Consider the following 25,843-nt stretch of genomic DNA (forward strand, 5'->3'; position numbering starts at 1 on the left):
TACTAAATTAACTCTTTTTTCAAAAACTTAGCCGTATAACTTTTTTTATTTTTTGCCACTTCCTCAGGGGTTCCTTTGGCAATTAATTGTCCGCCGCCTTTTCCGCCTTCAGGGCCAATATCAATAATGTAGTCGGCAAGTTTAATGACATCCATATTATGTTCGATCACCAGGATTGTATTTCCTTTGTCGACCAGTTTGTTGATTACGTCCATTAAAACACGAATGTCTTCGAAATGTAAACCTGTAGTAGGTTCGTCCAGAATATAAAACGTATTTCCGGTATCTTTTTTGGACAATTCTCCTGCGAGTTTGATACGCTGTGCTTCACCACCCGAAAGCGTTGTGCTTTGCTGGCCAAGCGTAATATAACCTAAACCAACGTCCTGAATCGTTTTTACTTTTCGGTAAATCTTTGGAATGTTTTCAAAAAACGGAACCGCTTCATCAACCGTCATATTCAATACATCCGAAATAGATTTTCCCTTGTAACGGATTTCTAAAGTTTCTCTGTTAAAACGTTTCCCCTGACAAGTTTCACATTCGACGTAAACATCCGGTAAAAAGTTCATTTCAATTGTTCTGACACCGGAACCTTCACAGGTTTCGCAGCGTCCGCCTTTCACGTTAAAACTAAAACGTCCGGCTTTGTAACCGCGAATCATACTTTCAGAAGTCATCGTAAACAGGTTTCTGATTTCGGTAAAAACCTCCGTATAAGTCGCCGGATTAGAACGTGGTGTTCTTCCAATCGGACTTTGGTCAATATCAATTACTTTGTCAATATGTTCTAAGCCTTCTATTTTTTTATAGGGCTGTGGTTTTTTGACACCGTTAAAATAATAAGCGTTTAGAATAGGGTAGAGCGTCTCGTTGATCAAAGTCGATTTACCGCTTCCTGAAACTCCTGTAACGCAAATCAATTGCCCCAATGGCAATTCGATCGAAACATTTTTAAGGTTGTTTCCCGTTGCTCCGGTTAGTTTTAGAAATTTACCATTCCCTTTACGACGTTCTTTCGGAATCTCCAGTTTCATTTTACCATTCAGATATTGAGCGGTAATTGTATTCGATTTTAAAGTTTCCGCAGGCGTTCCGATACTGATGATTTCTCCACCATATTTTCCGGCTTTCGGACCAATATCAATAACGTAATCGGCACGTTCAATCATGTCTTTATCGTGCTCCACCACAATAACCGAGTTCCCTATATCACGTAGTTGCTCTAACGAATGTATTAGTTTTTCGTTGTCTCTCTGGTGTAAACCGATACTTGGCTCATCGAGAATATATAAAACTCCTACTAATTGCGAACCAATTTGCGTGGCCAGGCGAATACGCTGTGCTTCACCGCCCGAAAGCGATTTTGAACTTCGGCTCAAGGCCAGGTAATTCAGACCAACATTCATTAAAAAGTTCAGACGGTCTTTGATTTCTTTCACCACTTCAGAAGCAATCAAAAGCTGTTTGTCAGACAAATGATTGTTTAGATCCTGAAACCAGGCGGTCAGATCAGAAATATCCATATCACATAATTCGGTGATATTTTTTCCGTTAACCCTGAAAAATTGTGCTTCTTTTTTCAAACGGGAACCTTCGCAAACCGGACAGTTTACTTCGTCCATGAAATCTTTTGCCCAGCGTTTGATGGTGGTCGAAGCGCTTTCGTCATATTGGTTTTTAATGAAATTTGAAATTCCTTCAAAATCAATTTTATAATCGCGCGTAACACCCAAGTCTTTTGAATTGATCGTAAATTTATCTTTTCCGCCGTGAAGGATCATTTGCATGGCTTCTTCCGGAATTTTCTCGATCGCATCGGTTATTTTGAAACCAAATTTTTCGCCAATAACTTCCAACTGTTTGAAAATCCAGGATGATTTATATTCACCAAGAGGCGCAAATCCACCACTTTTAATGGATAATTTCGGATTCGGTATAATCTTTTTGACATTGATTTCGTGTACGGTTCCCAATCCGTTACAATGCGGACAAGCTCCTTTTGGAGAATTGAACGAAAATAAATTCGGTTCCGGATTCTGGTAGGAAATCCCAGTGGAAGGACACATTAAATTTCTACTGAAATAACGTACTTCATTAGTATCCTGATCTAAAATCATCAGCACATTTTCACCATGATGCATGGCAGTATTAATGCTTTCAGCCAGTCGTTTCTGATTGTCTGCAGTATCTTCGATCAACATTCGGTCTACTACGATTTCGATATCATGGGTTTTATAACGGTCTAATTTCATTCCTGAAACTAAATCCTGTACTTCGCCGTTTACACGCACTTTCAAAAATCCCTGTTTGGTGATTTGCTGGAATAATTCGGCATAATGTCCTTTTCGGGCTTTAATGACCGGAGCAAGAATATTGATGCGTTTTCCGCTAAAATCCTGAATAATCAAATCTTTAATCTGGTCGTCAGAATACGAAACCATTTTTTCGCCGGTGTTGTAACTGAAAGCATCAGCACCACGGGCATATAAAAGTCGCAGGAAATCATATATTTCAGTAATAGTACCAACGGTTGAACGCGGACTTTTACTGGTTGTTTTTTGTTCGATTGCAATTACGGGTGAAAGCCCGTCAATTTTATCAACATCCGGACGCTCTAAGCCGCCAAGAAACTGTCTGGCATAAGCCGAAAAGGTTTCCACATAACGGCGTTGTCCTTCGGCATAGATAGTATCAAATGCCAAAGAAGATTTTCCCGAACCCGATAAACCGGTAATCACCACCAGTTTTTCACGCGGAATAGAAATGTCTATATTTTTTAGATTATGAACTCTTGCACCAAGAACTTCAATAGTATTGTCTTTTTCTAACATAATTTTGAGCAAAACGCAAAGTTACCACTTTGATTTGTTCTTTTAGTACTAGACTACAAAACTTTATGTTACAATTAGTAACAAAAAACGCTAACCTGAGTTAGCGTTTTCTTTTTCGGGTAAGCATATATTCTTCGATGGCTTCTTTGGTCGTATACCAGTTTCGACCTTCTTTGTAAGCGTCTATTTTGCCTGTTCGGGCGAGTAAACTAACATATTCCTGACCATAATGAGCTTGCGGCTCACTGACAATATCTGATATTTTTTGAAAGTTGGTATCACTATCAGGCATGGCATTCAGGTAAATATTGAGCGTACGTTCTAAGGCCTGACACATCAAAAGGATTAACTTTTGATAATTGCCGTTATTAGCCTGATTAAGCGCTTCATAATATTTTTTCCGGTCATTTTTAAGAATAATAGCAGGCGGAAACCCACAGCGCATCAATAATAAATTCATGCTTAAACGCACTGTACGGCCATTTCCATCAAAAAAAGGATGTATCCAGACTAATTTGTGATGATAAATAGTAGCTAGTTCTATATCATTAAGCCCCAGTGGATTTGCATTTATAAAATCGATTAATTCGTCAAGATAGTCCGATACTTTATTCGCATTCGGAGGCATAAAATTGGCTCCTGAAATACGAACACCGCCATTTCTTAGACGTCCTGCAAAATCATCTTCGATAGAGCGTAGTACTAAACCATGAATGGAAAGTATGTCTATACTTCTGAGTTTGTAATCGTCATTGACAATGGTATACAAATAATCAATGGCCTTATCGTGGTTATGGGTTTCAAAATGTTCCCGTAACGATTTTCCTTTTATGGTGATGCCTTCCTGAATTACCATTTGTGTTTCACGCAGGCTCATGGTATTTCCTTCTATGCTATTCGAATTGTAGGTCCATTCGAGCGAAAGGCTTTCGCGGATTTTATGCAAAGCGATATTGGGCAATGGTCTGCTGGTTTGCAAATCCTGCCTTTTTTGGTACAATCGTTCAAAAGTTGATTGAAATTCTTCTCTGTATGTTAGGTCTATATTCCACATAATCCCACAAAGGTACTTCTTATTATCGGATACTCCAAATTTTGTCCTATCCGATAATAAGCTTATTCAATGGTCATGGAACGCAATTTGGTTCTGTAGGCTTCAAGTGCTATCGATTTGGAAATGAACCCGTAGTATTTCTCATTTCGTAATACGGGAATGAAAGCAGTTTTTGTATTTTCGAATTTACTCATTACGATTTCCATGCTGTCGTAGGAAGAAATGGTAGCAGGCGGAGTTTTCATGACGTCTTTGATCACGGTATATTTCACACGATATGAATTGAAAATAATTTCACGGATGTCATTAAAGTGGACAACGCCAACCAGATCCCTGTCGTTATTGACAACTGCAAAAACGACCTGATTGGAATGGGAGATTAGATCAACCAGTTTGCTTAGATTTTCATCAGGATGAACGGTTAAATAGTCCGTCTGGATAATGGAGTCAATGTCCAGAGTTGAAAGGATATTGGAATCTTTATTACTTGTAAAGGCATGCCCTTTCTTAGCCAGTCCTTTTACATCCAGGGAATGTTTTTCGAATTTTTTAGAAATCGCAAAACTTATAGACGATATAATCATCAGCGGAATCATTAAACCGTAACCTCCCGTTATTTCGGCAATCAGGAAGATGGCTGTGAGCGGTGCATGGAACAAACCACTAAGGATCCCGGCCATTCCAACCATTGTGAAATTGCTGACAGGCAGATTGGTGAGGCCTGTCATATTAATCAATTTGGAGAAAAAATAACCCAAATAAGAACCGATAAACAAGGCAGGAGCAAAATTCCCTCCGTTTCCACCGCTTCCTATAGTTAAACCTGTAGCCAGTACTTTTATCATCAAGGTACATCCGACAAAAACAAGCAAAACCCAGTTATTATTTCGGTAATCACTAAATAAGGTATTGTCTAATAATTTTCCAGGATCATTTTCAGATAATGTTTTGATGCTTTCATAACCTTCCCCAAAAAGAGTAGGGAAGATAAAAATCAAAATAGCCAGTATCGAAGATCCGATTAATGCTTTTTTATAAGGTCCCATTTCCGGTTTGGAAAAATAATGTTCGACTTTCTGGAAATTTCGTGAATAATAGATGGCTACAAGCCCTGTTAATACGCCTAAAATTACATAAAACGGGGTATTATGATAATTGAAAGTCTGTTGCTGCCTGAAAGATAATAAGATACTTTCATCTAATAAAATAGCAGATACAATGGCACCTGTAGCAGCAGAAATCATGATCGGGGTGAAAGCTGAAATACTCACATCAACCAATAAAACTTCTATGGCAAAAAGCACGCCTGCAATGGGCGCATTAAATGCGGCTGATATTCCGGCGGCGACACCACAGCCAATCAGTAAGGTTCTGTCTTTATAAGGTAATTTGTAATTCTGTGCAAAATTAGAACCAAATGCAGCCCCTGTGATTACAATTGGGCTCTCTAAACCGGCAGAACCACCTAAGCCAACTGTGAGCGAACTGGTTACGATCTGTGCATACATCTGTTTCTTCGGAATGATACTTGCTTTTTTGGCAACCGCATACAGTATTTGGGAGGTTCCTTTCTGAATGGTTCCGCTCAGTACTTTTTTGACAACCAGAACGGTAAGCAAAATTCCAATAATAGGAAGTAAACTATTAATGAAACTTAATTTAAGAATTCCATTGATATAAGTGGCAAATGAAAAAACGCTGTGTGCAAAAGTCTTTAGTATAATTACGGCAAGCGAACACGAAATGCCGATCAAAACACTTGATAAAAAAATAAATTGCTTTGGGGTCATTAAGGATTGCGCCAAAGCAATAATGCTTTCGAGTCTTCGGAAATATTTTTTTAGCATTCTGTTTTAAAAATTACGGATACTACAAATTTAAATTATAATCTTTAAAAAACTATTAAAAAAAGGGAACTAAATTAAAAGCCTACTGCTTTATCATCACCGCGGAAGTCTGCGCCGCCTTCCAGATTTTTATTCGGAAGAACTAAAATGGCATCCACCTTACCAATAATCGGACTTGGTTTTTCGTTGATCAGATAGTTTTTCAATCTTAGTTTTTCGATCGTTGCGGGATCAAAAGTGTCCTGCTCAAAATTAATAAGATCGGGCAGCCACTGATGATGAAAACGAGGGGCATTTACCGCTTCCTGCATGCTTAGGTTGTATTCGTAAACATTTAGAATAGTCTGTAAAACAGAAGTAATAATAGTCGAACCGCCCGGCGTACCGACTACCATAAACAGTTTGCCGTTTTTCTCCACAATGGTTGGTGTCATAGAACTTAACATACGTTTTTGCGGTGCGATGCTGTTGGCTTCATTTCCTACTAAACCAAACATATTCGGAGATCCGGGCTTGGCGCTAAAATCGTCCATTTCATTATTTAAAAAGAAACCTAATTCGTCACAATAATATTTAGAGCCATAACCGTCATTTAGCGTTGTAGTTGCCGCAACAGCATTCCCAAACTGATCCACGATAGAATAATGGGTAGTTTCCGTGCTTTCATTATACGTCACTTTTCCTTCTTTTATTTCTGAGGATAAGCTCGCTTTTTCGGGATTAAAAGTAGCCATTCGGTCTTTTAAGTACGAATCAGCCAGTAAGGCCTTAATCGGAATTTTTACAAAATCCGGATCACCTAAATATTGACTTCTGTCCGCGTAGGCTCTTCTTTCAGCTTCAACAATGATCTGAATGGATTCGGGGGTGTTATGTCCTAATTTAGATAAATCGTACGGTTCAACCATTTTTAAAATTTGCGCCAGACAGATTCCGCCACTGCTTGGAGGAGACATGGAGGTTAATTTTAAATCTTTGTACGTAAACTGAAGCGGTGTTCTCCATTTGGCTTCATATTTCGCTAAATCTTGAAGCGTGATAATGCCTCCTTTTTTCTTAAGATAATCCACCAGGATTTTAGCAGTTTTTCCTTTGTAAAATTCATTGCTGCCGTTTTTCTGAATTCTCTTTAAAGTTTCAGCCAAGGCGGTATATTTAATCGTATCGTTTTCTTTGAAGGCAGCTGCCAGGAGGGTTTTGTCTCCGTTTATTCTGACAATGCTTTCGCGGTAAGCATCCAGGCTTTTTTCCTGTTTTTTTGTTACAATTACGCCTCTTTCAGCAAGTGCAATTACCGGTTTTAAAATCTCGGACATGGGCAGTGATCCCAGTTTTTTATGAACGGTAAAAACACCGGCAATAGTACCGGGAACTCCAATTGCCAAAGCTGTTTCGGTGCTTTTTCCTTTAATTACGTTTCCGTCTTGATCTAAAAACATGTCCTTGGTCGCGGCCAAGGGGGCTTTTTCACGATAATCTAAGGACCCGACTTCGCCGTTTGCTTTTCGGTATACCATAAATCCGCCACCGCCAATGTTTCCCGCAAACGGAAAAGCAACGGCAAGCGCCAGTTCTGTACCCACCATCGCATCGTAAGCGTTACCGCCTTTTTTCATAATTTCAACCCCTATTTTTGAGGCTTCCTCACGGGCGGAAACGACCATCGCTTTGTAACTACCAATCCTGTTGGTTTTGCCGGGGTCTGCTGCGCTGCGCAACTAATATAGATGAAGGTAAATAAAAGCGTAATGTTTCTCATAATAAGAGTAATTTTTGTTTTGCATGCTCTTTTATATCTTCAAAAAAGAGCGTAAATTCCTGTTCGAATTCGGTGTAAAATTCTTTTAATTCGGTACTGGCAAACTGCATTTTGGATTCATTTTTGGATCTTCGGTCCATCTGCGTTAAGATCTGATGAATCCCTTCAACGGTCTGATAACTCAAAAGCCAGTTTCGCTGAATCATATACGGCATTAAGTCCTGCGTTTTTTCGGTCAGGATATCGTAGTTTTCATGTAAGGATCTGTAAAACCGGTTAATGAAGGTTTCCAGTTTTTCGTCAGAATATTTAGTCCAGTTTTTAGCTAAAAAATGATCGTAAACAATGTCTACAATCACTCCGGAATAGTGGTGGTATTTTTCATGTAGACGCTTGGTACTTTGCCTGAAAACATCATGCGAGTCGGTGTAAGTATCTATCGAACGGTGCAGAATGATTCCTTTCTGGACATCTTCCGGAAAATGTTCAAATTGTTTTCCGCGGATTCCATCGGCCATAAAATTGCCAATTTTGATCAGATCATTGTCTCCTGACAAATAAATATGTGCTAGAAAATTCATTTTTTTGAGGTGCTAAGTTTCTTAGGTACTAAGGTGCTAAGGCACTTAGGTGGTAGCACGCTAAGTTTATTTTAGTAAATGTATGAAAACTTTTTTATATCGTTTAAAGAATGATTTACTGCTCCATTAAAATCTCAGCACCTAAGTAACTTAGCCCCTCAGCAACTTTTTCAGAAAATCTTAGCCTCTTGGCACCTAAGAACCTTACTAACTTTTCTATATTTGTAATTGGTAACCATAACTCAAAAAAATGACTTTAATAAAATCTATTTCAGGTATACGTGGAACTATTGGTGGAAAAGTAGGAGATAACCTGACTCCTGTTGATGCTGTGAAATTTGCATCGGCTTACGGGACTTTTCTTAAAAATAACACTTCTAAAGAAAAACTGACGGTTGTGATTGGTCGTGATGCCCGAATTTCAGGCCCGATGATTCATAATCTTGTAGTAAATACTTTAATTGGTTTAGGAATTAATGTAATTGATCTTGGGCTTTCAACTACACCAACGGTAGAAATTGCAGTACCATTGGAAAAGGCAGATGGCGGAATTATCCTGACGGCTTCCCACAATCCCAAACAGTGGAATGCCCTGAAATTGCTAAATGAAAAAGGCGAATTTCTAAGCGGTGCTGAAGGTGCTAAAATTCTTGAAATTGCCGAGGCAGAAGCTTTCGACTTTTCAGATGTAGACAATTTGGGAGAAATCACCATAAACGATGCGTATATGGATATCCATATCGACGAAGTGTTAAACTTAGCTTTAGTGGATGTTGAAGCTGTAAAAGCGGCAAAGTTTAAAGTTGTTGTGGATGGGGTGAATTCATCAGGAGGAATTATCATTCCAAGATTGTTGGAGTTGATGGGTGTTGAAGTAGTAAAATTGTACTGCGAACCAAACGGACATTTCCCTCATAACCCGGAACCTTTAAAAGAGCATCTGACAGACATTTCTGAATTGGTCGTAAAAGAAAAAGCACATCTTGGAGTGGTAGTAGATCCGGATGTGGATCGTTTGGCTTTTATCAGCGAAGACGGGGAGATGTTTGGCGAAGAATATACTTTGGTGGCTTGTGCCGATTATGTACTGAGTAAAACACCTGGAAATACCGTTTCCAATATGTCGTCTTCACGTGCTTTGCGTGATGTTACGGTTGGCCACAAAGGCAGCTACGAAGCCAGTGCGGTAGGTGAGGTGAATGTAGTGGAACTCATGAAAAAAAATAATGCCATTATCGGTGGTGAAGGAAACGGCGGAATTATCTACCCGGAATCGCATTACGGGCGTGATAGTCTGGTTGGAGTAGCGTTGTTTTTAACGCATCTGGCCAATAAGAAAATGTCTGTTTCGGCTTTGAGAGCTTCGTATCCGGAGTATTATATGAGCAAAAATAAAATTGAATTAACACCACAAATTGATGTTGACGCTATTTTGGTTGCCATGACCGAAAAATATAAAAACGAAGATATCACGACAATTGATGGTGTGAAAATTGATTTTGCTACTGAATGGGTGCACTTAAGAAAATCAAACACAGAACCAATCATCAGAATTTATACAGAAGCGCCTTCTCAGGAAAAAGCCGATGTCCTGGCACTTCGCATTATTGATGAAATCAAAGCGATTGCAGGAATTTAATACTGAACAATTCAAATAAAAAACACCTCTTTCATCGATTTGAAAGAGGTTTTTTTTATTCTAAAACCAAAATTTATTTTTTGATAATTTTCAGTGATCTTTTGACTGTACCATAAGTTGCGGTTACGATATAAACCCCGTTCTGGAGTTTGTCTCCAATCTTAATATCTTCATTGGTAAAATAATCATCCGAAGAATAACAGGTACTTCCTTTTATATCGATAATTTTCAAATGTAAAGGTTCTGTCGTTTCCGATTTGATGTGAAGAGTAGACTGCTCCTTAACCGGATTAGGATAAACCATAAAAGAATCTTTTTCAATTGCAGGATCATTTACACCGAGGTTCGCCGTGGCAACATCAATAAAATTAAAATTCATATCATTTGATTTGAACCTGATTTTCAGGTAAACTTCTCCTTTTGGCAATGCAATTCCGTTTACAATTTTGTTGGCATACGTCTGTACACCTCCGGTTGCCGGAAAGGTTTCGTCTGTTTTAACAACCGTATTGTTGACCAAAATGTCAAATTTTCCGGGAATTGTAGCGGATGCCACTCTTAAAGTAAAATTATAAGTACCGGCATTGTCAACATTCAGCATAAATTCATTCCAGTCTCCGCTGCTGATCGAAGTAACATTTTGACCTGTTCCGGAATCAGTTGTGTTTGATAAAGTGGTGCCTTTTCTGCGATAATGTTTATTGGCGGTGATTCTGCCCGGAACAGTCATCTTTTTAGCAGTGTAAGTCGTATTAATATATTCAGTTCCAATAGGTCTTAAAACACCACTTTGCGGAGCCAATAAAGGACCTTCGGCCATATCCAGCCAGTCAGGGTCAACCCGGCCCGTAAACCAGGAATAGCGGTAAATGTCGGGATCGTTTTCAAAACTGGTTACAATTTCTTTCATAAACTTCGTTTTCTCAGCTGCAGTCTGAACGACTCTATTCGCAAATTCAGTGACCCAAACCGGACGATTGTATTTTTTCAAAAGTCCCGTAACGCCAATAACAGATCCTGCTGTGGCATCATACGTATGAAAAGCAATATAATCGACTTTGCAATTGGGACATAAAAGAAAAAACTGATCATGCCAGGCAGTCGGACTGGTGTATCCGCCATAATTATCCGGGCCATTAAATGCAGGTGACGCACTTACGATTTCGAGATTTTTTGCTGCTGCGATTTTTTCAACATTTACCCAGGCATTCACCGCTTCCTGAGGGGTAAGTCTGGCACCGTTATTAAAATTCGGCTCATTAAAGGCTAATAAATATCTGGCGCCGGGTTTTATTTTGGCAATGAAGCCCTGTACATCGGCATCTGAGATTTTACCCCATACCATGGGTACAAATTCAACACCGATAGATTGGTAATTGGGTTCAATAGCCTGATCCGGGGAAGGACTCCAGTTGTACCACCACGAAACGCCGGGTTTCAGTGCCAGTAAATCTTCCTGGGAATGGTAGCCGTAAGCGATTCCGCGTTTTGGACTTTGGGCCAACAGGGCCATTGAAAAACAGAACAGCAATGCTGTAAAAGATAGGTTTTTTGTCATAGGGAGATAAATTAGATTTTGGGAAATTTTTTATCAGTTTCAAAGATATTATTGTTGGTTTAATTTGTCATTAATATCTTATCAAAAAAACAGTACAAAAACACATCAAATCTGTTTTGTGGCTTTTTGAAAAGCTTTAAAACGAAAAAATCCAAAAAGCGACAATTGCTTTTTGGATTTTTTTATTTCGTTATGAAACTATTTATCAACTCTGTGTTTCCATCTTTTGTGTGTCCATAAATAATATTCCGGGGCTTCAAGGATTTGTTTTTCCACCTCTCTTAAATATTTCTCGGTAAGATCAAAATTGGCATAATCGTTTGGGTTTTCGGCAATAGGAAGGAAGGTAGCTTCATAATAACCTCTTGCTACTTTTTTTACTTTCACCATTATAACACTCAAATCGTATTTTTTGGCCAGCATTTCAGCACCAGTGTGTACCGGAACCTCAACACCCATAAATTTCATCGAATGAAAAATCCTGTCGAGTTTTGGAGACTGATCACTAGCCAGACCGTACATGCTTAAAATTGCTGCCCGCTGGTTTTGGGCCATCAGCGGAATTGCCTTTCTGGTTTCAATTAATTCGGTATCATATTTAGAACGAATTCTTCGAACCAATCGGTCAAAATAAGGATTGGCCAGTGTTTTATAAACAGCAATTCCTTTAAAATCAATTTTAGTGTTCATAGTTAAAAGCCATTCATAGCTCGCATAATGTGAAGCGACCAGAATAACGCTCTTTCCTTTCTTTGCATATTCTTTTATAAGATCAAGATTGGTGATTTGAAATCTTTTATCCATTTCTTCCGGTGAAATGCCCATGGTTTTAATTGTTTCCAGAAACATATCGCACATGTGCTGATAAAATTTCTTTTCGATCACTTTTCGTTCAGCCAAATTCAGATGTGGCAAAGCCAAAGCCAGATTTTCACGCACCACTTTTCTGCGGTATCCTAAAACATAATACACCAGAAAAAACACAAAATCAGAAAACCAATAAAATATTCGGAAAGGTAGTATAGAGATAAGCCAGAGAATAGGGTAGGCCAAAATATAAACGAGAAATTGCATGTAATTTTTTTTGCAAATATAAAGTAAAAATGAATAACGACCGATATTTTGGTTTGTTACTGACTTATCTGGGAGAATGAGTATCTTTACAATTCACATTAAATATTTTTTATGAATACCATTTTGATTGGGATAATAGTGGCCAATGCACTTATAAGTTACAAAGGTTTTAATGATATTGCCTTTTTTAGAAAATACGAATTTCATGTCGGAAGTATTCGTTCCGGCGAGCAGATCAGAATGTTATCATCAGGGTTTTTGCATGCAGATATGATGCATTTGATTTTTAATATGCTGACACTTTGGTTTTTTGCTCCTGTGGTTTTAAGCTGGCTGGGAGATTTCTCTTTTGTCCTCGTTTATTTTGGAAGCCTTATTTTTGGAAGTTTGCTTACCATGCTGTTTCATAAAAACGATTACAGTTACAGGGCTGTTGGTGCATCGGGAGCAGTAACAGGTGTTTTGTATTCTGCCATTTTATTGCAGCCCGATATGATGCTGGGTATCTTTTTTGTAATTCCAATACCGGCCTATCTCTTCGGAATTTTGTATTTATTGTATTCAATTTATGGCATGAAAGCCAAAAATGATAATATCGGACATACAGCGCATTTTGGAGGCGCCATAGGCGGTTATCTGATCACACTGATCAAAGTACCTTCTTTATTTGCCGATCATACCTTAATGGTAATTCTGCTGGCAATTCCGATTTTGATACTTTTCGGAATGGCGAAATTGGGCAAATTGTAATGCTGGCACAACTTTTGAAATGAAACTATCAAACAATTTAAATATAACAAAAATGAAAAAACTAGTATTATTTTTAACAATCATGTTTATGACTATGTCTTACGGCCAGGAAATCAAACAAATTCCACAAATCAATGTTAATGGAGAAGGTAAAGTAAAAATAGCACCTGATCAGGTTTGTATTTCAGCTACGGTTGAAACAAAAGGGAATAATGCTAAAGACGTCAAAAAACAAAATGATGAAAAAATGGATGCCGTTTTGAAATTCATCAAAAAAATGAATATTCCAACAGCAGATTTCAAAACAAAACAAGTAGCTCTGAATCCGATATACGATTACGAGAAAAAGAAAACAACTTATAATGCTGCTCAGACAGTAGAAATTGTATTGAAAGATTTAGCGAAATACGATGAGTTAATGGAAGGTTTGGTTCAACAGGGAATTAACCGTTTAGATAATGTTTCTTTTGAGTCTTCTAAATTAGCACAATACCAGTCAGAAGCCAGAAAATTGGCCATTAAAGACGCAAAAGCAAAAGCTGAAGACTATGTTTCTGTTTTAGGACAAAAAGTAGGTAAAGCTTACACGATTTCTGATAATTCTCAGGTATACCACCCGCAACCAATGTATGCGGCGATGAGAATGAAAGAATCTGCAGATACAGCCGGAGCTGCAAACGAAACTTTAGCAATTGGCGAAATCGAGATTTTAGCAAACGTTACGGTTAGTTTTATTCTGGACTAAAGTTTAAAATAACAATATTATAAAATCCCAAATTCCAAATCCGGAGTTTGGGATTTTTTTTAACCGCAAGGGCGCAAGGTTTTTCGCAAGGTTCGCAAAGTTTATTATAAGCCTTGCGAACCTTGCGCTTTTTTCCTTGTGTGCTTTGCGGTTAAATCTTCACCCCTTAGGTAGCACTTTTACCTTTCACTTTGCATCTTTCACTTCTTAATAACATAGTATTTTTCTTAATTGTGTTCAAACACATTTCGTTGAACTTCCAAAAACGTATATTTAGCTATAAGTAAAATAGTACATTTTTTCGGATTTTCACTTTTTTTTGTGTTCGAACACATTTTTTTTTGTTTTCATGTTGCCAATTAAATTACATTTTTTACATTCGTCTGAAATAAGCTACTTTACGTTTTTTCTAAACCTTCTTTTCAATCAAAAGTTACTTTCAATTTTAGATTTTAACGAATTGATTTTTAAAGTTTAACGGAATAAAACAGGCTTATTTATACTGTAGAAATATTGCAATATTTAATTATAGTTTTTTTAATTGTTTAATCCAAAATATCAAATTATGAAAATCAGAAAAATTACATTTATTATTTTATTGTGTTTTGTGCAGGGATTTGCCCAGACGTATGTCGCTACAACCGGAAATGATGTTACAGGAACAGGAACAGCTGCCTTACCATTCAAGACCATTGCCAAAGGAGTTCAGGTGGCTCCGTCCGGCGGAACCGTATTGGTTTTATCAGGAACGTATCCTGTAACAGGCCCTATTTTTGTCGGGAAACCGCTGACGATTCAAAAAAGCGGTTCGTCTGCTGTGGTTATCAACGCTTCCGGCTGGACAAGCTCAGATACTTATGTATTGGGAATTGTCAATACAAGCAGTGTGACCATTGATGGTTTAACTATTTCAAACAAAATTGCAAACGGAAGCAAGGGAATATGGATTTTAGCCAATTCCGGCGCAACGGCTAATCTGAACAACATCACGATCAAAAATTGTATTGTAAAAAATATCGGATGGATCAGCAACAATCTTTCGTCAATTCCTGCCAATAGCGGAATTGTAGCCAACGCGATCAAAGTCGACGGAGGGAATGCCACATACGCGATTACCAATGTTAAAATTGAAAATAACGAAGTAGCGAACTGTGCCACTGGCTGGGGAGAAGCCGTAACCGTAACCGGAAATGTAAATGGTTTCTCGGTTTCAGGAAATACGGTTTATGATATCGCCAACATCGGAATTGTTGCTGCCGGAAATTATACATCGACCGGGGCAACAAGCAATAACCAGGCAAGAAATGGTGTGATTGCTTCGAATGAAGTTTTTAATTGTATGAGTGCCGTTGCCAATAGTGCCGGTATTTATGTAGACGGTGCCTTAAACTGTACGGTACAAAGAAATGAAGTGTACCGATGCGGTGTTGGAATTGCAGTGGGTTCTGAACAGAATACAGCCACAGGAAATGGTGGCCAGTCTACCGGACATATTGTAAATAACAATTCGGTTTATAATAATGTAGTGACCGGAGCTATTTTTGGCGGTGTTATCGGAAGCGGTTACACAACAAGTGTCGGGAACACTAAAATTTTCAACAACACTTTTTATAAAAACAGAACAGGAGCGGTTATCAATGGCGTTACGACTATTGCCGGTGTTGCCGTGGGGACTATTGCGGATAATTTCGGAGGAGAGGTTCATCTTCAGAACAGCTCGGGAATTACGTTCAAAAATAATATTTTGTATGCTACAACGGGTAAAAAACTGCTTCTGGCTTCTTCAGGGTATACTGTGTCTGGCTTTGTATCGAACTATAATTTATTTTACAGAGAAACCAATACGGATTTCACTATTGATTTAACGGGAGTAAGTTTCAACGGAAGTTCAACTACAGGCTCTTATAATCCAACGACATTTGCGACAGCCACAGGTCTGGATGTTAATTCAGTTACAGGGTTGCCAGGATTTGTAAATGCGGCGGCTTTTAATTTTACTTTAGCCACCGGAGCTTTCGCTACAGATAAAGGGGACCCGACTTACAATAGCACGTATTCCGGTACCCTGGATTTTGATGATGATATTCGCAAGAGAAATGGCAGAATCGATATTGGCTGTTCTGAATTGCAGACAGGATCGACTGCTAAAAAATCGGCAGCTGTGGAAGTAACCAAAGAAATTAACCCTGACTTTGCGGTTTTCCCTAATCCGGCATCCGATATAATCACTGTTAATTTTGGAAAAGAAATTAAGACAGCAACGATTTCTGTATTGGATTTAAACGGAAGAGTACTTGTAAAAGGAGAATATAATGGGGTTAGTACGGCAACCATTACTGTTTCTGATTTAAAGAAATCGCAACTGGTTATTCTTCAGATTAATGCTGATCATGAGTTAAGTAATACTAAAGTATACCTGAAATAATAGTAATTTCTAATGGGCAAAAGAGATTTTTCTTTTTTGCCCCTTTTTTTGTTTTTAAAATTTCGTACCTTTTTAAAATGAAAAATTATACTGTAAATCGTATCGAAGAAAATATTCTGCAAATAAATGGTTTAGCAGATAACCCGCTTTGGCAGCAGGCAGAAGTACTAACTGATTTTAGTTCTCCGTGGGATAATGCAGAACCTGAAAAAATTGAATTCAGGGCCTTATGGGATCTTAAAAATATTTATTTTTCATATACTGTTTATGATACCAATATTCATATCGACAGGAAAGATGATTCGGTTGACAGCATTGGGGAATCAGACAGGATAGAGATTTTTTTCAGGACAGATGAAACCCTAAATCCCTATTATTGTTTAGAAATTGATCCAACGCCCAGAATCATGGACTTTAAGGCATCTCCGGCCAAAAAATTTGATTTTGACTGGAACTGGCCCAAAAATGATATTGTTATTAAATCTCATATCAAAGAGGAGTATTTCGTTGTTGAGATAGCGATCAGTATTCAGTCTTTAATGAACTTTAACTTAATTAAAGGCCGTACTATTGAAGCCGGACTTTTCAGGGCCAAATATAAAAAACAGCAAAATAACCTGTTTGAACCTACCTGGATTTCATGGGTAGATCCGGATACTGAAACTCCCAATTTTCATGTTGCCAGCTCTTTTGGTACTTTGACTTTAGGGTAAGGACTTATTTGTAATTTATTTAACTTAGCTTAACCGCAAGGTTCGCAAAGCTGTTTTTTTTTAATCACGCAAAGTCGCAAAGTCGCAAAGTTTTCTATTTTAGTTTTTCTTTGCGACTTTGCGACTTTGCGTGAAATAATTTAGCCTGCTTTGCGTAAACTTTATAACGCTTCATGAGAATATTTAGCGTGCCTTGCGTAAACCTTAGCGAACCTTGCGGTTAAGCTACGTTCATTAGATTTATAAAAAATAATCTTTAGCGTTTTCGGTATTGATAATATCGATTGGCAGCAGCTTTTCGGCACTGATTTCTTTTTCAAAGATAAAGTGCTCAATCAGACTGGTGGTTCCTAAATACGCCTGTCTTTTTGGATTTTGGTGAATCAAAAAGTCGATTGTTTTATTATTTAAATATTCCAGATTGTTTTCCAGTAAATCATAACCCACAAGGGCAATTTTCTTTTCGGGATTTTTAGCGATAATTTTCGCCACCTGATACGCTTTGGAAGTCGTTACAAACAGGCCTCCAATAGTTGGATTTGCTTCTAAATACTCTTTAAGCGTCGTTTTAAACTGAGGATGTTTGACCTTAAAAGTTTTGATTTCAAATTTTCCTTTACCAGACAGGTCAAAATAATCCCGGAATCCTTTTTCCTTTTCCTGCATGTGAATGGCGTTCTCATAATCTTCATCGATATGGACGATGGCGATAGTGCCTTTCTGAAGCAGCAATTCCAGTAATCGGGCAGCAATTCTTCCGCTTTGAAATAAATCCTGGCCCACAAAACTTTTTATGGAACTGGATTTAAGCTGGTTATTAAAAATACTCGTGATAATACCTTTTGAATTATACGTTTCAATAGCCTCATTCGCTTCTTTATGAAAAAGGGGAACTAACAAAACGGCATCGGGCGAAGCTGCTAAAACGGCTTTATTCGTTTCTACAAACGATACGGTGCTTGTCGCATCAAACAGGAAAATTTCAACTTTTACATTAAAAGACTTAAATTCTTTTTTGGCTTCATTAATACCGTCAATACAAGGCTGCCAGTACGGATCATTTTTAGAATCCGGCAATAAAACACATATGGAATAGATTTGTGTCTTCTTTAAACTTCGTGCCATCAAGTTGGGCTGATAATCAATCTTATCCAGCACTTCATTCACCCTGTCAAGGGCATCCTGAGAGACTTTTCCTCTTTTATGCAAAACGCGGTCTACAGTGCCTTTAGAGACACCCGCAAGTTCTGCGATATCCTTAATTGTATAAATTTTTTCCATATAGAAACAAATATATATAAAAATCAAATATGAGAAAATATTAAATTTTATGTGTTCGAAAACATTTTAATTGTGTTCGAGCACATTTTAACACAATTTTCTTTTTTTATAAAATATTAATATATATTTTAGCCGAATATTAATCATATAGTTTATGATATTAACGTAAATATTGTCAGATTAATATTTATTTTTCGATTTATAAGAGAAGTTTTCAATATGCAGTATAATTTTTTCAGGATGCTTTTTGAAATGAATTTGAAAATAAAATCCAGCCAAAAACAATTAAAAATAATAAACCATTAATATACTATTTAAATGAGCAAAAGTAAACCTACTCTCGTGATCTTGGCGGCAGGTATTGGAAGTCGATATGGAGGATTAAAACAGTTAGATACATTTACTCCCGAAGGAGATACCATTATGGATTTTTCGATATATGACGCATTGCAGGCAGGCTTTGGAAAATTTGTATTTATTATAAGTAAAAATATTGAAGAAGAATGCAAAGAAATATTTAATAAAAAACTGGAAGGAAAAGCCGAAATAGGATATGTTTTTCAGGAAATTGGCAATGTTCCGAAACAATATCAAAATCCGGAAAGAAAAAAGCCCTGGGGAACCGGGCATGCCCTGCTAATGGCAAAGGATGAAGTAACCGAAAATTTTGCGATTATTAATGCCGATGATTTTTACGGAAAAGAAGCTTTTGAGATCATGGCAAAAGCCTTAACCGAAATGGACAAGGAATCTTATCATTTCAACATGATGGCCTATCTCCTGAAAAATACGGTTTCTGATCATGGCTTCGTGTCAAGAGGCGAATGTCAGGTAGATGAAAATAATTTTCTGACCGATGTTACCGAACGTACCCATATCGAAAAAATAAACGGTACACTCATGCGTAAAGAGGATAACGGTGATTTTATTCCCATTGATGAAAATACAATCGTTTCTATGAATTTCTGGGGTTTTACGCCAAAATGTTTTGAATTTGGCGGTGCTCTTTTTGAAGAATTCCTGAAAGAAAACGAACACGATTTAAAAGCCGAATTTTTTATTACCTCTGTTGTAAATGAGATTTTAAAATCAGAGAATGCATCGCTTGAAGTACTTCAGTCGAATGCAAAATGGTTTGGAGTGACCTACAAGGAAGATAAGGAAATTGTAAAAAAAGAAATCGAAAAGCTGAGAGCCCAAAAAGTTTATCCAACTAACCTCTGGTAATATGGAAACGGAACATTTAAAATTTATATTCGACCAGTTTGACCATATCGGGGTTTTCAAAAGTTTTGAAGAACTGGCGTCCGGTCATATCAATGATACGTATTTGATAACAACTGATAGTCGTAAACAGTTTATTTTGCAGCGCATTAACGATGGCGTTTTTAAAGACGTTCCCGGTCTTATTGCCAATAAGGTCAGCGTAAGCAAACATCTGCTGAAGAAACTGAAACATTTACCGGAAAACGAACTAAAACGTCGTGTTTTAACTTTCATCGGCACCAGAAAAGGTGTTTTTTATTATCAAGATGCGGCAGGAAATTTCTGGAATATGATGGTGTATATAGAAGGAAGCCTGACTTTTGAAACCGTTAATAATGAAGAAATTGCCTATGAAGGAGGCAAGTTATTTGGAGAGTTCCTGAATCTGACCAGTGATTTTGATGCCAGAAAACTTACAGAAGTCATTCCGAATTTTCATAATATGGCATTTCGTTATGCCCAGTTTGATATTGCCTTAAAGGAAGCTTCGGTACAACGAATCGAACAAGCCAAAACCTGCATTAACCTAGTTCACGAACTTAAAGAAGAGATGCACGTTTTGCAAAAATTAAAAGATACCGAAAAAATTAAATTAAGAGTGACGCACAATGATACCAAAATATCAAACGCACTTTTCGATGCGGACAAAAAGGGGCTTTGCGTCATCGATACCGATACGGTGATGCCCGGAATTATCCATTATGATTTTGGGGATGCCATACGAACCATTTGCAATACGGCTGCCGAAGATGAAAAAGACCTCGAACGGGTGAATTTCAATTTACAGTATTACAAAGCTTATGTAAAAGGTTTTCTGGAAAAAACAAATTCGTCCCTTTCGCTGTTAGAAATAAAATACCTGCCGCTTGGTGCCAAAACGATGGTATTTATCATGGCATTGCGCTTTCTGACAGACTTCTTAAATGACGATATATACTATAAAACCGAATACCCGGAACATAATCTGGATCGCTCCAAAAATCAATTCAAACTGATTGAAAGTCTTTCGGAACAATTTAAGGAAATGGAAGATTACAATCTGAATTTCATCGGATCATTAAAATAATACAAATGAAAAAATATGTCATTACCGGAGGTGCCGGTTTTATTGGAAGCCACATTGCCGAGCATTTATCGAAAGAAGGCCATCAGGTTACTATACTTGATAGCTTAAGAACGGGATTCAAACACAACCTAAACGGTTTGAATGTTGATTTTGTACAAGGAGATATTCGCGATGAAAATTTAGTAAATGAAGTGGTAAGCGGAGCAAGCGGAATTTTTCATCTGGCTGCATTGGTAAGCGTTCCGGAGTCTTTGTTGAAAATTAAAGAATGTATCGAAATCAATACCGTCGGAACTATCAATATTCTGGAGGCTGCCAGAAATAATACAGGCTGTAAAGTGGTGTTGTCAACATCTGCAGCGAACTATGGCAACAATCCGGTTTTGCCAAAAGTAGAAACCATGTTTCCGGAACCCATGACACCTTATGCAGTTACAAAACTAGACGGGGAATATTATTTAAAAATGTATCTTGATCAGTATCAGGTTCCAACAGCATCGTTGAGATACTTTAATGTTTTTGGCCCGCACCAGAACCCCGAATCGGCGTATGCGGCGGCAGTGCCTATTTTTATTAATAAAGCGCTTCAGAACGAACCCATCATTATTTATGGCGACGGCTCGCAAACCAGAGATTTTATTTATGTCAAAGATGTTGTAAAAGCGAATATCCTGGCTTCCCAAAAAGGAAATGAAACCTACAATGTAGCACTCGGACACAGCACTTCGGTATTAGAATTGGCCGAAAAAATCATAAAAATTACCAATTCAAAATCGCAGCTAAAATTTCTTGAAGAAAGACCCGGAGACATCAAACATTCGAAAGCCAATCCTGAAAAATTCAATCAATTGGGCTTCAAACCGGAATATACCATTGATAAAGCCTTAGAAGAAACCATTCTTTTTTACCATCAGGAATTAGTCAGTAAATAAAAATAACTAACCCAAAAACCAATACTATGTCAGAAATCGATATTACTTTAAAAAAAGAACAAAGCAGTACTTTGATTCCAATGGTTATTTTAACCTCCTTATTTTTTATTTTCGGATTCGTAACCTGGCTCAACGGACCGCTAATTCCATTTTTTAAATTAGCTTGTGAGTTAACCGAATCACAATCGTATTTCGTGACCTTTGCGTTTTATATTGCTTATTTCGTCATGGCAATTCCGTCTTCTTTCCTAATCGAAAAAGTAGGATACAAAAACGGAATCTCATTAGGATTACTGGTCATTGCCGTTGGAGCATTATTGTTTTATCCGGCTGCCGAAGCCCGTACTTTTGGGCTGTTCTTAATCGCCTTATTTGTTATGGGAACCGGTTTGGCCGTTTTACAGACAGCAGCCAATCCGTATGTCGTTGTCATTGGCCCGCGCGAAAGTGCCGCTGCACGAATCAGCGTACTGGGAATTGCCAATAAACTGGCAGGTTTTCTGGCTCCGTTACTATTGACATCATTGGTTTTGTCTAATATTGGGGATTATTCGGCAGATAAAATTGCTCTTATGACTTCGGTTCAAAAAGAAAGCGCGCTCGATTTACTGGCTTTGCAACTGCAAACGCCTTATATGTACATGGCGGGAATTATGCTGGTTCTGGCAGTTTTGGTAAAGTTTTCCCCGCTTCCCGAAATCAATTTGGACAATGAGGGACAAGTAGCGCATCTGAGTATTTTCAAACAAATAAAAGAAGCCTTCAAACATCCGCAACTGGTTTTTGGTGTGATTACGCTGATGGTGTACATTGCTGCCGAAGTTCTGGCCGGAGATTCCATTGGAGGTTTCGGAAAACAATTGGGCGTTTACGGAGAGAATGGTTCTTTTTATCTGAAACTGACTTCTTTTACGATGACTGCCATGGTCGTTGGTTATATTTTAGGAATTACACTTATTCCCAAATATGTTTCGCAGGTTTTTGCCCTAAAAGCATCCGGGTTTTTAGGTCTTGTTTTAGTGGCCTTAATCGTGATACTTTCTCCAAAAATAATGATTCAGTTACCTGGAATTCCACAATTACCGTTAATTATTATTTTGGTTGCACTTTTAGGATTGGCCAATGCACTCTGCTGGCCGGCCATCTGGCCAATGGCACTTCAGGATCTGGGCGGATTTACTAAAATTGGAGGTGCAGTACTTATTATGGGAATCATAGGCGGTGCGGTTTTTCCTTTATTCTATGGTTTGCTGGCAGACAATATCAATACGGCAAATATAGCGGCAGGTACTGTAGCAACAGCAAAAAGCGGAAATCAACTGGCCTATTTAATATTAATACCGGCCTATCTTATGATCGTATTTTTTGCCTTCAAAGGGCATAAGTACAGGAAATGGTAGGGGGAAGTTTTTAGTCTCAGTCTCAGTCTCAGTTTTCAGTTTTCAGTTTTCAGTTTCGGGTTTCAAGTTTCAGGTTTCAAGTTTTCAGAAGTTTGGACCAAGTTGGCCTCCCGAGTGAAGTCGAAGGATGACACGGGAAAATCGAAAGGAATTCAATTAAGTTTTTTGAATTGCCGTTGGTTTTAACCAACGGATTTCATTTGATCAGGCTTGGCTTTAGCCGAACTTTTAATTCAGCTAAAGCCAATTTGACTACCTTTTTTAAACCTCCGGCTAAAGCGGTAGGCTATTCAAAAATGACAAAGTTCAGATAAACACCACATTTTATTCATCGATCTGATTTTCAGATTACCACTAAGTACTCCAATTAATATTTGATGTGCTCCGGGGCAGCTTATGCCTTTTTTTAGCTCAACGGGCTGTTTTAAAATAAAGAAAAACACAATAAAATATAGTTCAAAATGATAAAAAGTAATATAGACAAAGCAACAGGTTTCGAAAAACGATTTGAAAATATTAATACCGTTGTTTTCGAAAATTCAAATGAAGCTTCAAAAGCAGTTGCTAAAGAAATTGCAGTCTTGATTCAGGCAAAACAAAAAGAAAATAAGCCTTGTATTTTAGGTCTTGCCACAGGATCTTCCCCAAAAGGATTGTATGCGGAACTGGTTCGTCTGCATAAGGAAGAAGGATTGAGTTTCAAAAACGTAATCAGTTTCAATCTGGACGAATATTATCCGATGGAACCTAACTCCATCAACAGTTATGTGCGTTTTATGAAAGAATTGCTGTTTGACCATGTCGATATTTTACCTGAAAACGACCATGTTCCGGACGGGCTTCTCACCAAAGAGCAAATTGCGGATTACTGCCACGATTACGAAGCTAAAATTGAAGCACTTGGCGGAATCGATTTGCAGATTCTGGGAATTGGAGGAAACGGACATATTGGTTTTAACGAATCCGGTTCATTACAAAACTCTAAAACACGTCTGGTAGCCTTAGATCATATTACAAGAGTTGCCGCCAGCAAGGATTTTTCAGGTTTGAGCAATACCCCCCGAACAGCGATTACACTCGGAGTAAAAAAAATCATGGAAGCCAAACAGGTGATCTTAATGGCCTGGGGAGAAGGAAAAGCAAATGTGGTAAAAAGATCCGTAGAAGATGAAGTAACGAACAGGGTACCCGCATCCTTTTTGCAGGAACATGACAATGCCGTTTTTGTATTGGACAAGGAAGCTTCTTCCAAACTCACCAGAATCAACCGGCCATGGCTGGTAGAAAAAGTGATCTGGACAGATAAACTTATCAGAAAAGCGGTTTTGGGATTGGCACTCGATCTTAAAAAACCAATCTTAATGTTAACCGACGCTGATTATATCGAAAATGGCATGAGTGATTTACTGGCAGATTCAGGTCCTGCTTATGACATAAACATCAAAATATTCAACAAACTACAAAATACCATTACAGGCTGGCCGGGCGGAAAACCAAACGCTGATGATTCCAACCGTCCGGAAAGAGCAGAGCCGGCCAGAAAACGTGTACTGATTTTCAGTCCCCATCCTGATGATGATATCATTAGTATGGGAGGCACTTTCATGCGTCTGCAGGAACAGGGACATGAAGTGCATGTAGCCTACCAAACCTCCGGAAATATTGCTGTTGCTGACGATGAGGCCTTACGTTTTGCAAGATTCGTAATTGACTACAATGAGAAATTCGGCATCAAAAGTGCCGAAGCCGATACAATCTACCAAAAAGCACAAACTTTTCTGGAGAATAAAAAGAACAGCGAAATAGACATTCCGGAAGTACGTTACATCAAAGGACTCATCAGAAAAGGCGAGGCGAGAGCCACAAGTCACTTTGTAGGTTTAACAGATGATCAGATTCATTTTATGGAACTTCCGTTTTACGAAACCGGAACAATCGAGAAAAAACCAATCGGCCCGGAAGATATTCAGCTGACAATCGATTTAATTGAAAAAATAAAACCACACCAAATCTACGCGGCTGGCGATTTAGCCGATCCGCACGGAACCCATAAAGTATGTCTGGATGCTATTTTTGAAGCTGTCAAAGCCTTAAAACCAAAACCTTTTATGGACGACTGCTGGTTGTGGCTGTACCGCGGCGCCTGGCAGGAATGGGGCATTGACGAAGTCGAAATGGCGGTACCTATGAGCCCCGATCAGGTGCTGGCCAAACGCCACGGAATCTTCAAACACCAGTCACAAAAAGACGGGGTTGTTTTCCAGGGAACAGACGCCAGGGAATTCTGGCAGAGAGCCGAAGACCGAAACAGGGAAACAGCACAAGTATACCAACAAATGGGTCTGGCAAGTTACGCCGCTATGGAGGCTTTTGTGAGATGGTATTATTAGTCGCAGTTTACAGTCTCAGTTTACAGTCCGAATACTGAGACTGAATACTGCGACTAAAACCTGGCGATAATTCGCGGCAAAAAATCACTCTAATCCTTTAATCTGTGGCAACACACACACACACATAACTTACTTCAATCAAAAAGCTTTGCGGTTTAGTTTTCAGTTTCAGTATTTCAATCTCGGTTTCAGCTACTGTTAAGTGCAAACCGGGAAGTTATTTCTGCGACAGAGAGTTTGCCACGAATTACACGAATCCACACAAATTAAATTCGTGATCATTCGTGCAATTCGCGGCAAAAAATCACTCTAATCCTTTAATCTGTGGCAAAACACACACACAACTTACTTCAATCAAAAAGCTTTGCGGTTTAGTTTTCAGTCTCAGTATTTCAGTCTCGGTTTCAGTTACTGTTAAGTGCAAACCGGGAAGTTATTCCTGCGACAGAGAGTTTGCCACGAATTACACGAATTCACATAAATTAAATTCGTGATCATTCGTGCAATTCGCGGCAAAAAATCACTCTAA

Annotated in this window: 17 protein-coding genes and 1 pseudogene; 10 read left to right on the forward strand and 8 right to left on the reverse strand. The window is 38.3% G+C overall.

What is annotated here, in order from left to right; genetic code table 11:
* Nucleotides 1-2: 2 nt before the first annotated feature.
* The 5 genes and pseudogenes from uvrA to LPB89_RS10835 form a co-directional block, all read right to left on the reverse strand.
* A complete protein-coding gene (gene uvrA / locus LPB89_RS10815; RefSeq protein ID WP_230701760.1) occupies nt 3-2,834 on the reverse strand; it encodes an excinuclease ABC subunit UvrA in 2,832 nt (943 codons plus the stop codon).
* A 100-nt stretch (nt 2,835-2,934) separates the two neighbouring features.
* Nucleotides 2,935-3,888: a Fic family protein gene (locus tag LPB89_RS10820; protein WP_230701762.1), complete on the reverse strand. Its 954-nt coding sequence runs from the start codon at nt 3,886-3,888 to the stop codon at nt 2,935-2,937.
* A 62-nt stretch (nt 3,889-3,950) separates the two neighbouring features.
* Nucleotides 3,951-5,735: a chloride channel protein gene (locus LPB89_RS10825; RefSeq protein ID WP_230701763.1), complete on the reverse strand. Its 1,785-nt coding sequence runs from the start codon at nt 5,733-5,735 to the stop codon at nt 3,951-3,953.
* 74 nt (nt 5,736-5,809) lie between these two features.
* A pseudogene (ggt, locus tag LPB89_RS10830) lies at nt 5,810-7,494 on the reverse strand (gamma-glutamyltransferase).
* Nucleotides 7,491-8,075 (reverse strand): ACP phosphodiesterase, encoded by a 585-nt coding sequence (locus LPB89_RS10835; protein WP_127338820.1) that lies wholly within the window; start codon nt 8,073-8,075, stop codon nt 7,491-7,493. Before LPB89_RS10835 ends, ggt begins: the two are co-directional and overlap by 4 nt.
* A gap of 250 nt (nt 8,076-8,325) precedes the next feature.
* On the opposite strand from LPB89_RS10835, the gene glmM reads away from it, so the two are divergent.
* A complete protein-coding gene (gene glmM / locus LPB89_RS10840) occupies nt 8,326-9,714 on the forward strand; it encodes a phosphoglucosamine mutase (protein WP_154343731.1) in 1,389 nt (462 codons plus the stop codon).
* A gap of 73 nt (nt 9,715-9,787) precedes the next feature.
* On the opposite strand, the gene LPB89_RS10845 is transcribed toward glmM, so the two are convergent.
* A complete protein-coding gene (locus LPB89_RS10845; protein WP_230701764.1) occupies nt 9,788-11,272 on the reverse strand; it encodes a glycosyl hydrolase in 1,485 nt (494 codons plus the stop codon).
* Nucleotides 11,273-11,470: 198 nt separating this feature from the next.
* Complete coding sequence (locus LPB89_RS10850; protein WP_230701765.1) at nt 11,471-12,346, reverse strand: lysophospholipid acyltransferase family protein; 876 nt, start codon at nt 12,344-12,346, stop codon at nt 11,471-11,473.
* 111 nt (nt 12,347-12,457) lie between these two features.
* On the opposite strand from LPB89_RS10850, the gene LPB89_RS10855 reads away from it, so the two are divergent.
* The 4 genes from LPB89_RS10855 (at nt 12,458) to LPB89_RS10870 (ending at nt 16,979) form a co-directional block, all read left to right on the forward strand.
* On the forward strand, nt 12,458-13,096 hold the full coding sequence (locus LPB89_RS10855) for a rhomboid family intramembrane serine protease (RefSeq protein ID WP_230701766.1): 639 nt from the start codon (nt 12,458-12,460) through the stop codon (nt 13,094-13,096).
* A 52-nt stretch (nt 13,097-13,148) separates the two neighbouring features.
* The gene (locus tag LPB89_RS10860; RefSeq protein ID WP_154343723.1) at nt 13,149-13,841 is read left to right on the forward strand and encodes an SIMPL domain-containing protein; all 693 of its coding nucleotides are present in this window, start codon (nt 13,149-13,151) and stop codon (nt 13,839-13,841) included.
* Nucleotides 13,842-14,406: 565 nt separating this feature from the next.
* Nucleotides 14,407-16,266, forward strand: coding sequence for a T9SS type A sorting domain-containing protein (locus LPB89_RS10865; protein ID WP_230701767.1), 1,860 nt, complete (start codon nt 14,407-14,409; stop codon nt 16,264-16,266).
* 77 nt (nt 16,267-16,343) lie between these two features.
* The gene (locus LPB89_RS10870; protein WP_230701768.1) at nt 16,344-16,979 is read left to right on the forward strand and encodes a carbohydrate-binding family 9-like protein; all 636 of its coding nucleotides are present in this window, start codon (nt 16,344-16,346) and stop codon (nt 16,977-16,979) included.
* A gap of 240 nt (nt 16,980-17,219) precedes the next feature.
* On the opposite strand, the gene LPB89_RS10875 is transcribed toward LPB89_RS10870, so the two are convergent.
* Complete coding sequence (locus LPB89_RS10875) at nt 17,220-18,260, reverse strand: substrate-binding domain-containing protein (protein ID WP_230701769.1); 1,041 nt, start codon at nt 18,258-18,260, stop codon at nt 17,220-17,222.
* 318 nt (nt 18,261-18,578) lie between these two features.
* Between LPB89_RS10875 and LPB89_RS10880 the strand changes: the two genes are divergently transcribed.
* The 5 genes from LPB89_RS10880 (at nt 18,579) to nagB (ending at nt 25,314) form a co-directional block, all read left to right on the forward strand.
* On the forward strand, nt 18,579-19,487 hold the full coding sequence (locus LPB89_RS10880; protein WP_230701771.1) for a sugar phosphate nucleotidyltransferase: 909 nt from the start codon (nt 18,579-18,581) through the stop codon (nt 19,485-19,487).
* A 1-nt stretch (nt 19,488) separates the two neighbouring features.
* On the forward strand, nt 19,489-20,592 hold the full coding sequence (locus LPB89_RS10885; RefSeq protein ID WP_230701772.1) for a phosphotransferase enzyme family protein: 1,104 nt from the start codon (nt 19,489-19,491) through the stop codon (nt 20,590-20,592).
* 5 nt (nt 20,593-20,597) lie between these two features.
* Nucleotides 20,598-21,524 (forward strand): SDR family NAD(P)-dependent oxidoreductase, encoded by a 927-nt coding sequence (locus tag LPB89_RS10890; protein ID WP_230701773.1) that lies wholly within the window; start codon nt 20,598-20,600, stop codon nt 21,522-21,524.
* A gap of 26 nt (nt 21,525-21,550) precedes the next feature.
* Nucleotides 21,551-22,924, forward strand: a complete 1,374-nt coding sequence (locus tag LPB89_RS10895; protein WP_230701775.1) for a sugar MFS transporter — start codon at nt 21,551-21,553, stop codon at nt 22,922-22,924.
* A 461-nt stretch (nt 22,925-23,385) separates the two neighbouring features.
* Nucleotides 23,386-25,314, forward strand: a complete 1,929-nt coding sequence (nagB, locus tag LPB89_RS10900) for a glucosamine-6-phosphate deaminase (RefSeq protein WP_230701776.1) — start codon at nt 23,386-23,388, stop codon at nt 25,312-25,314.
* Nucleotides 25,315-25,843 lie beyond the last annotated feature (529 nt).

Origin of the sequence: Flavobacterium sp. ENC, assembly GCF_020991415.1 — a bacterium.
GTDB lineage: Bacteria > Bacteroidota > Bacteroidia > Flavobacteriales > Flavobacteriaceae > Flavobacterium.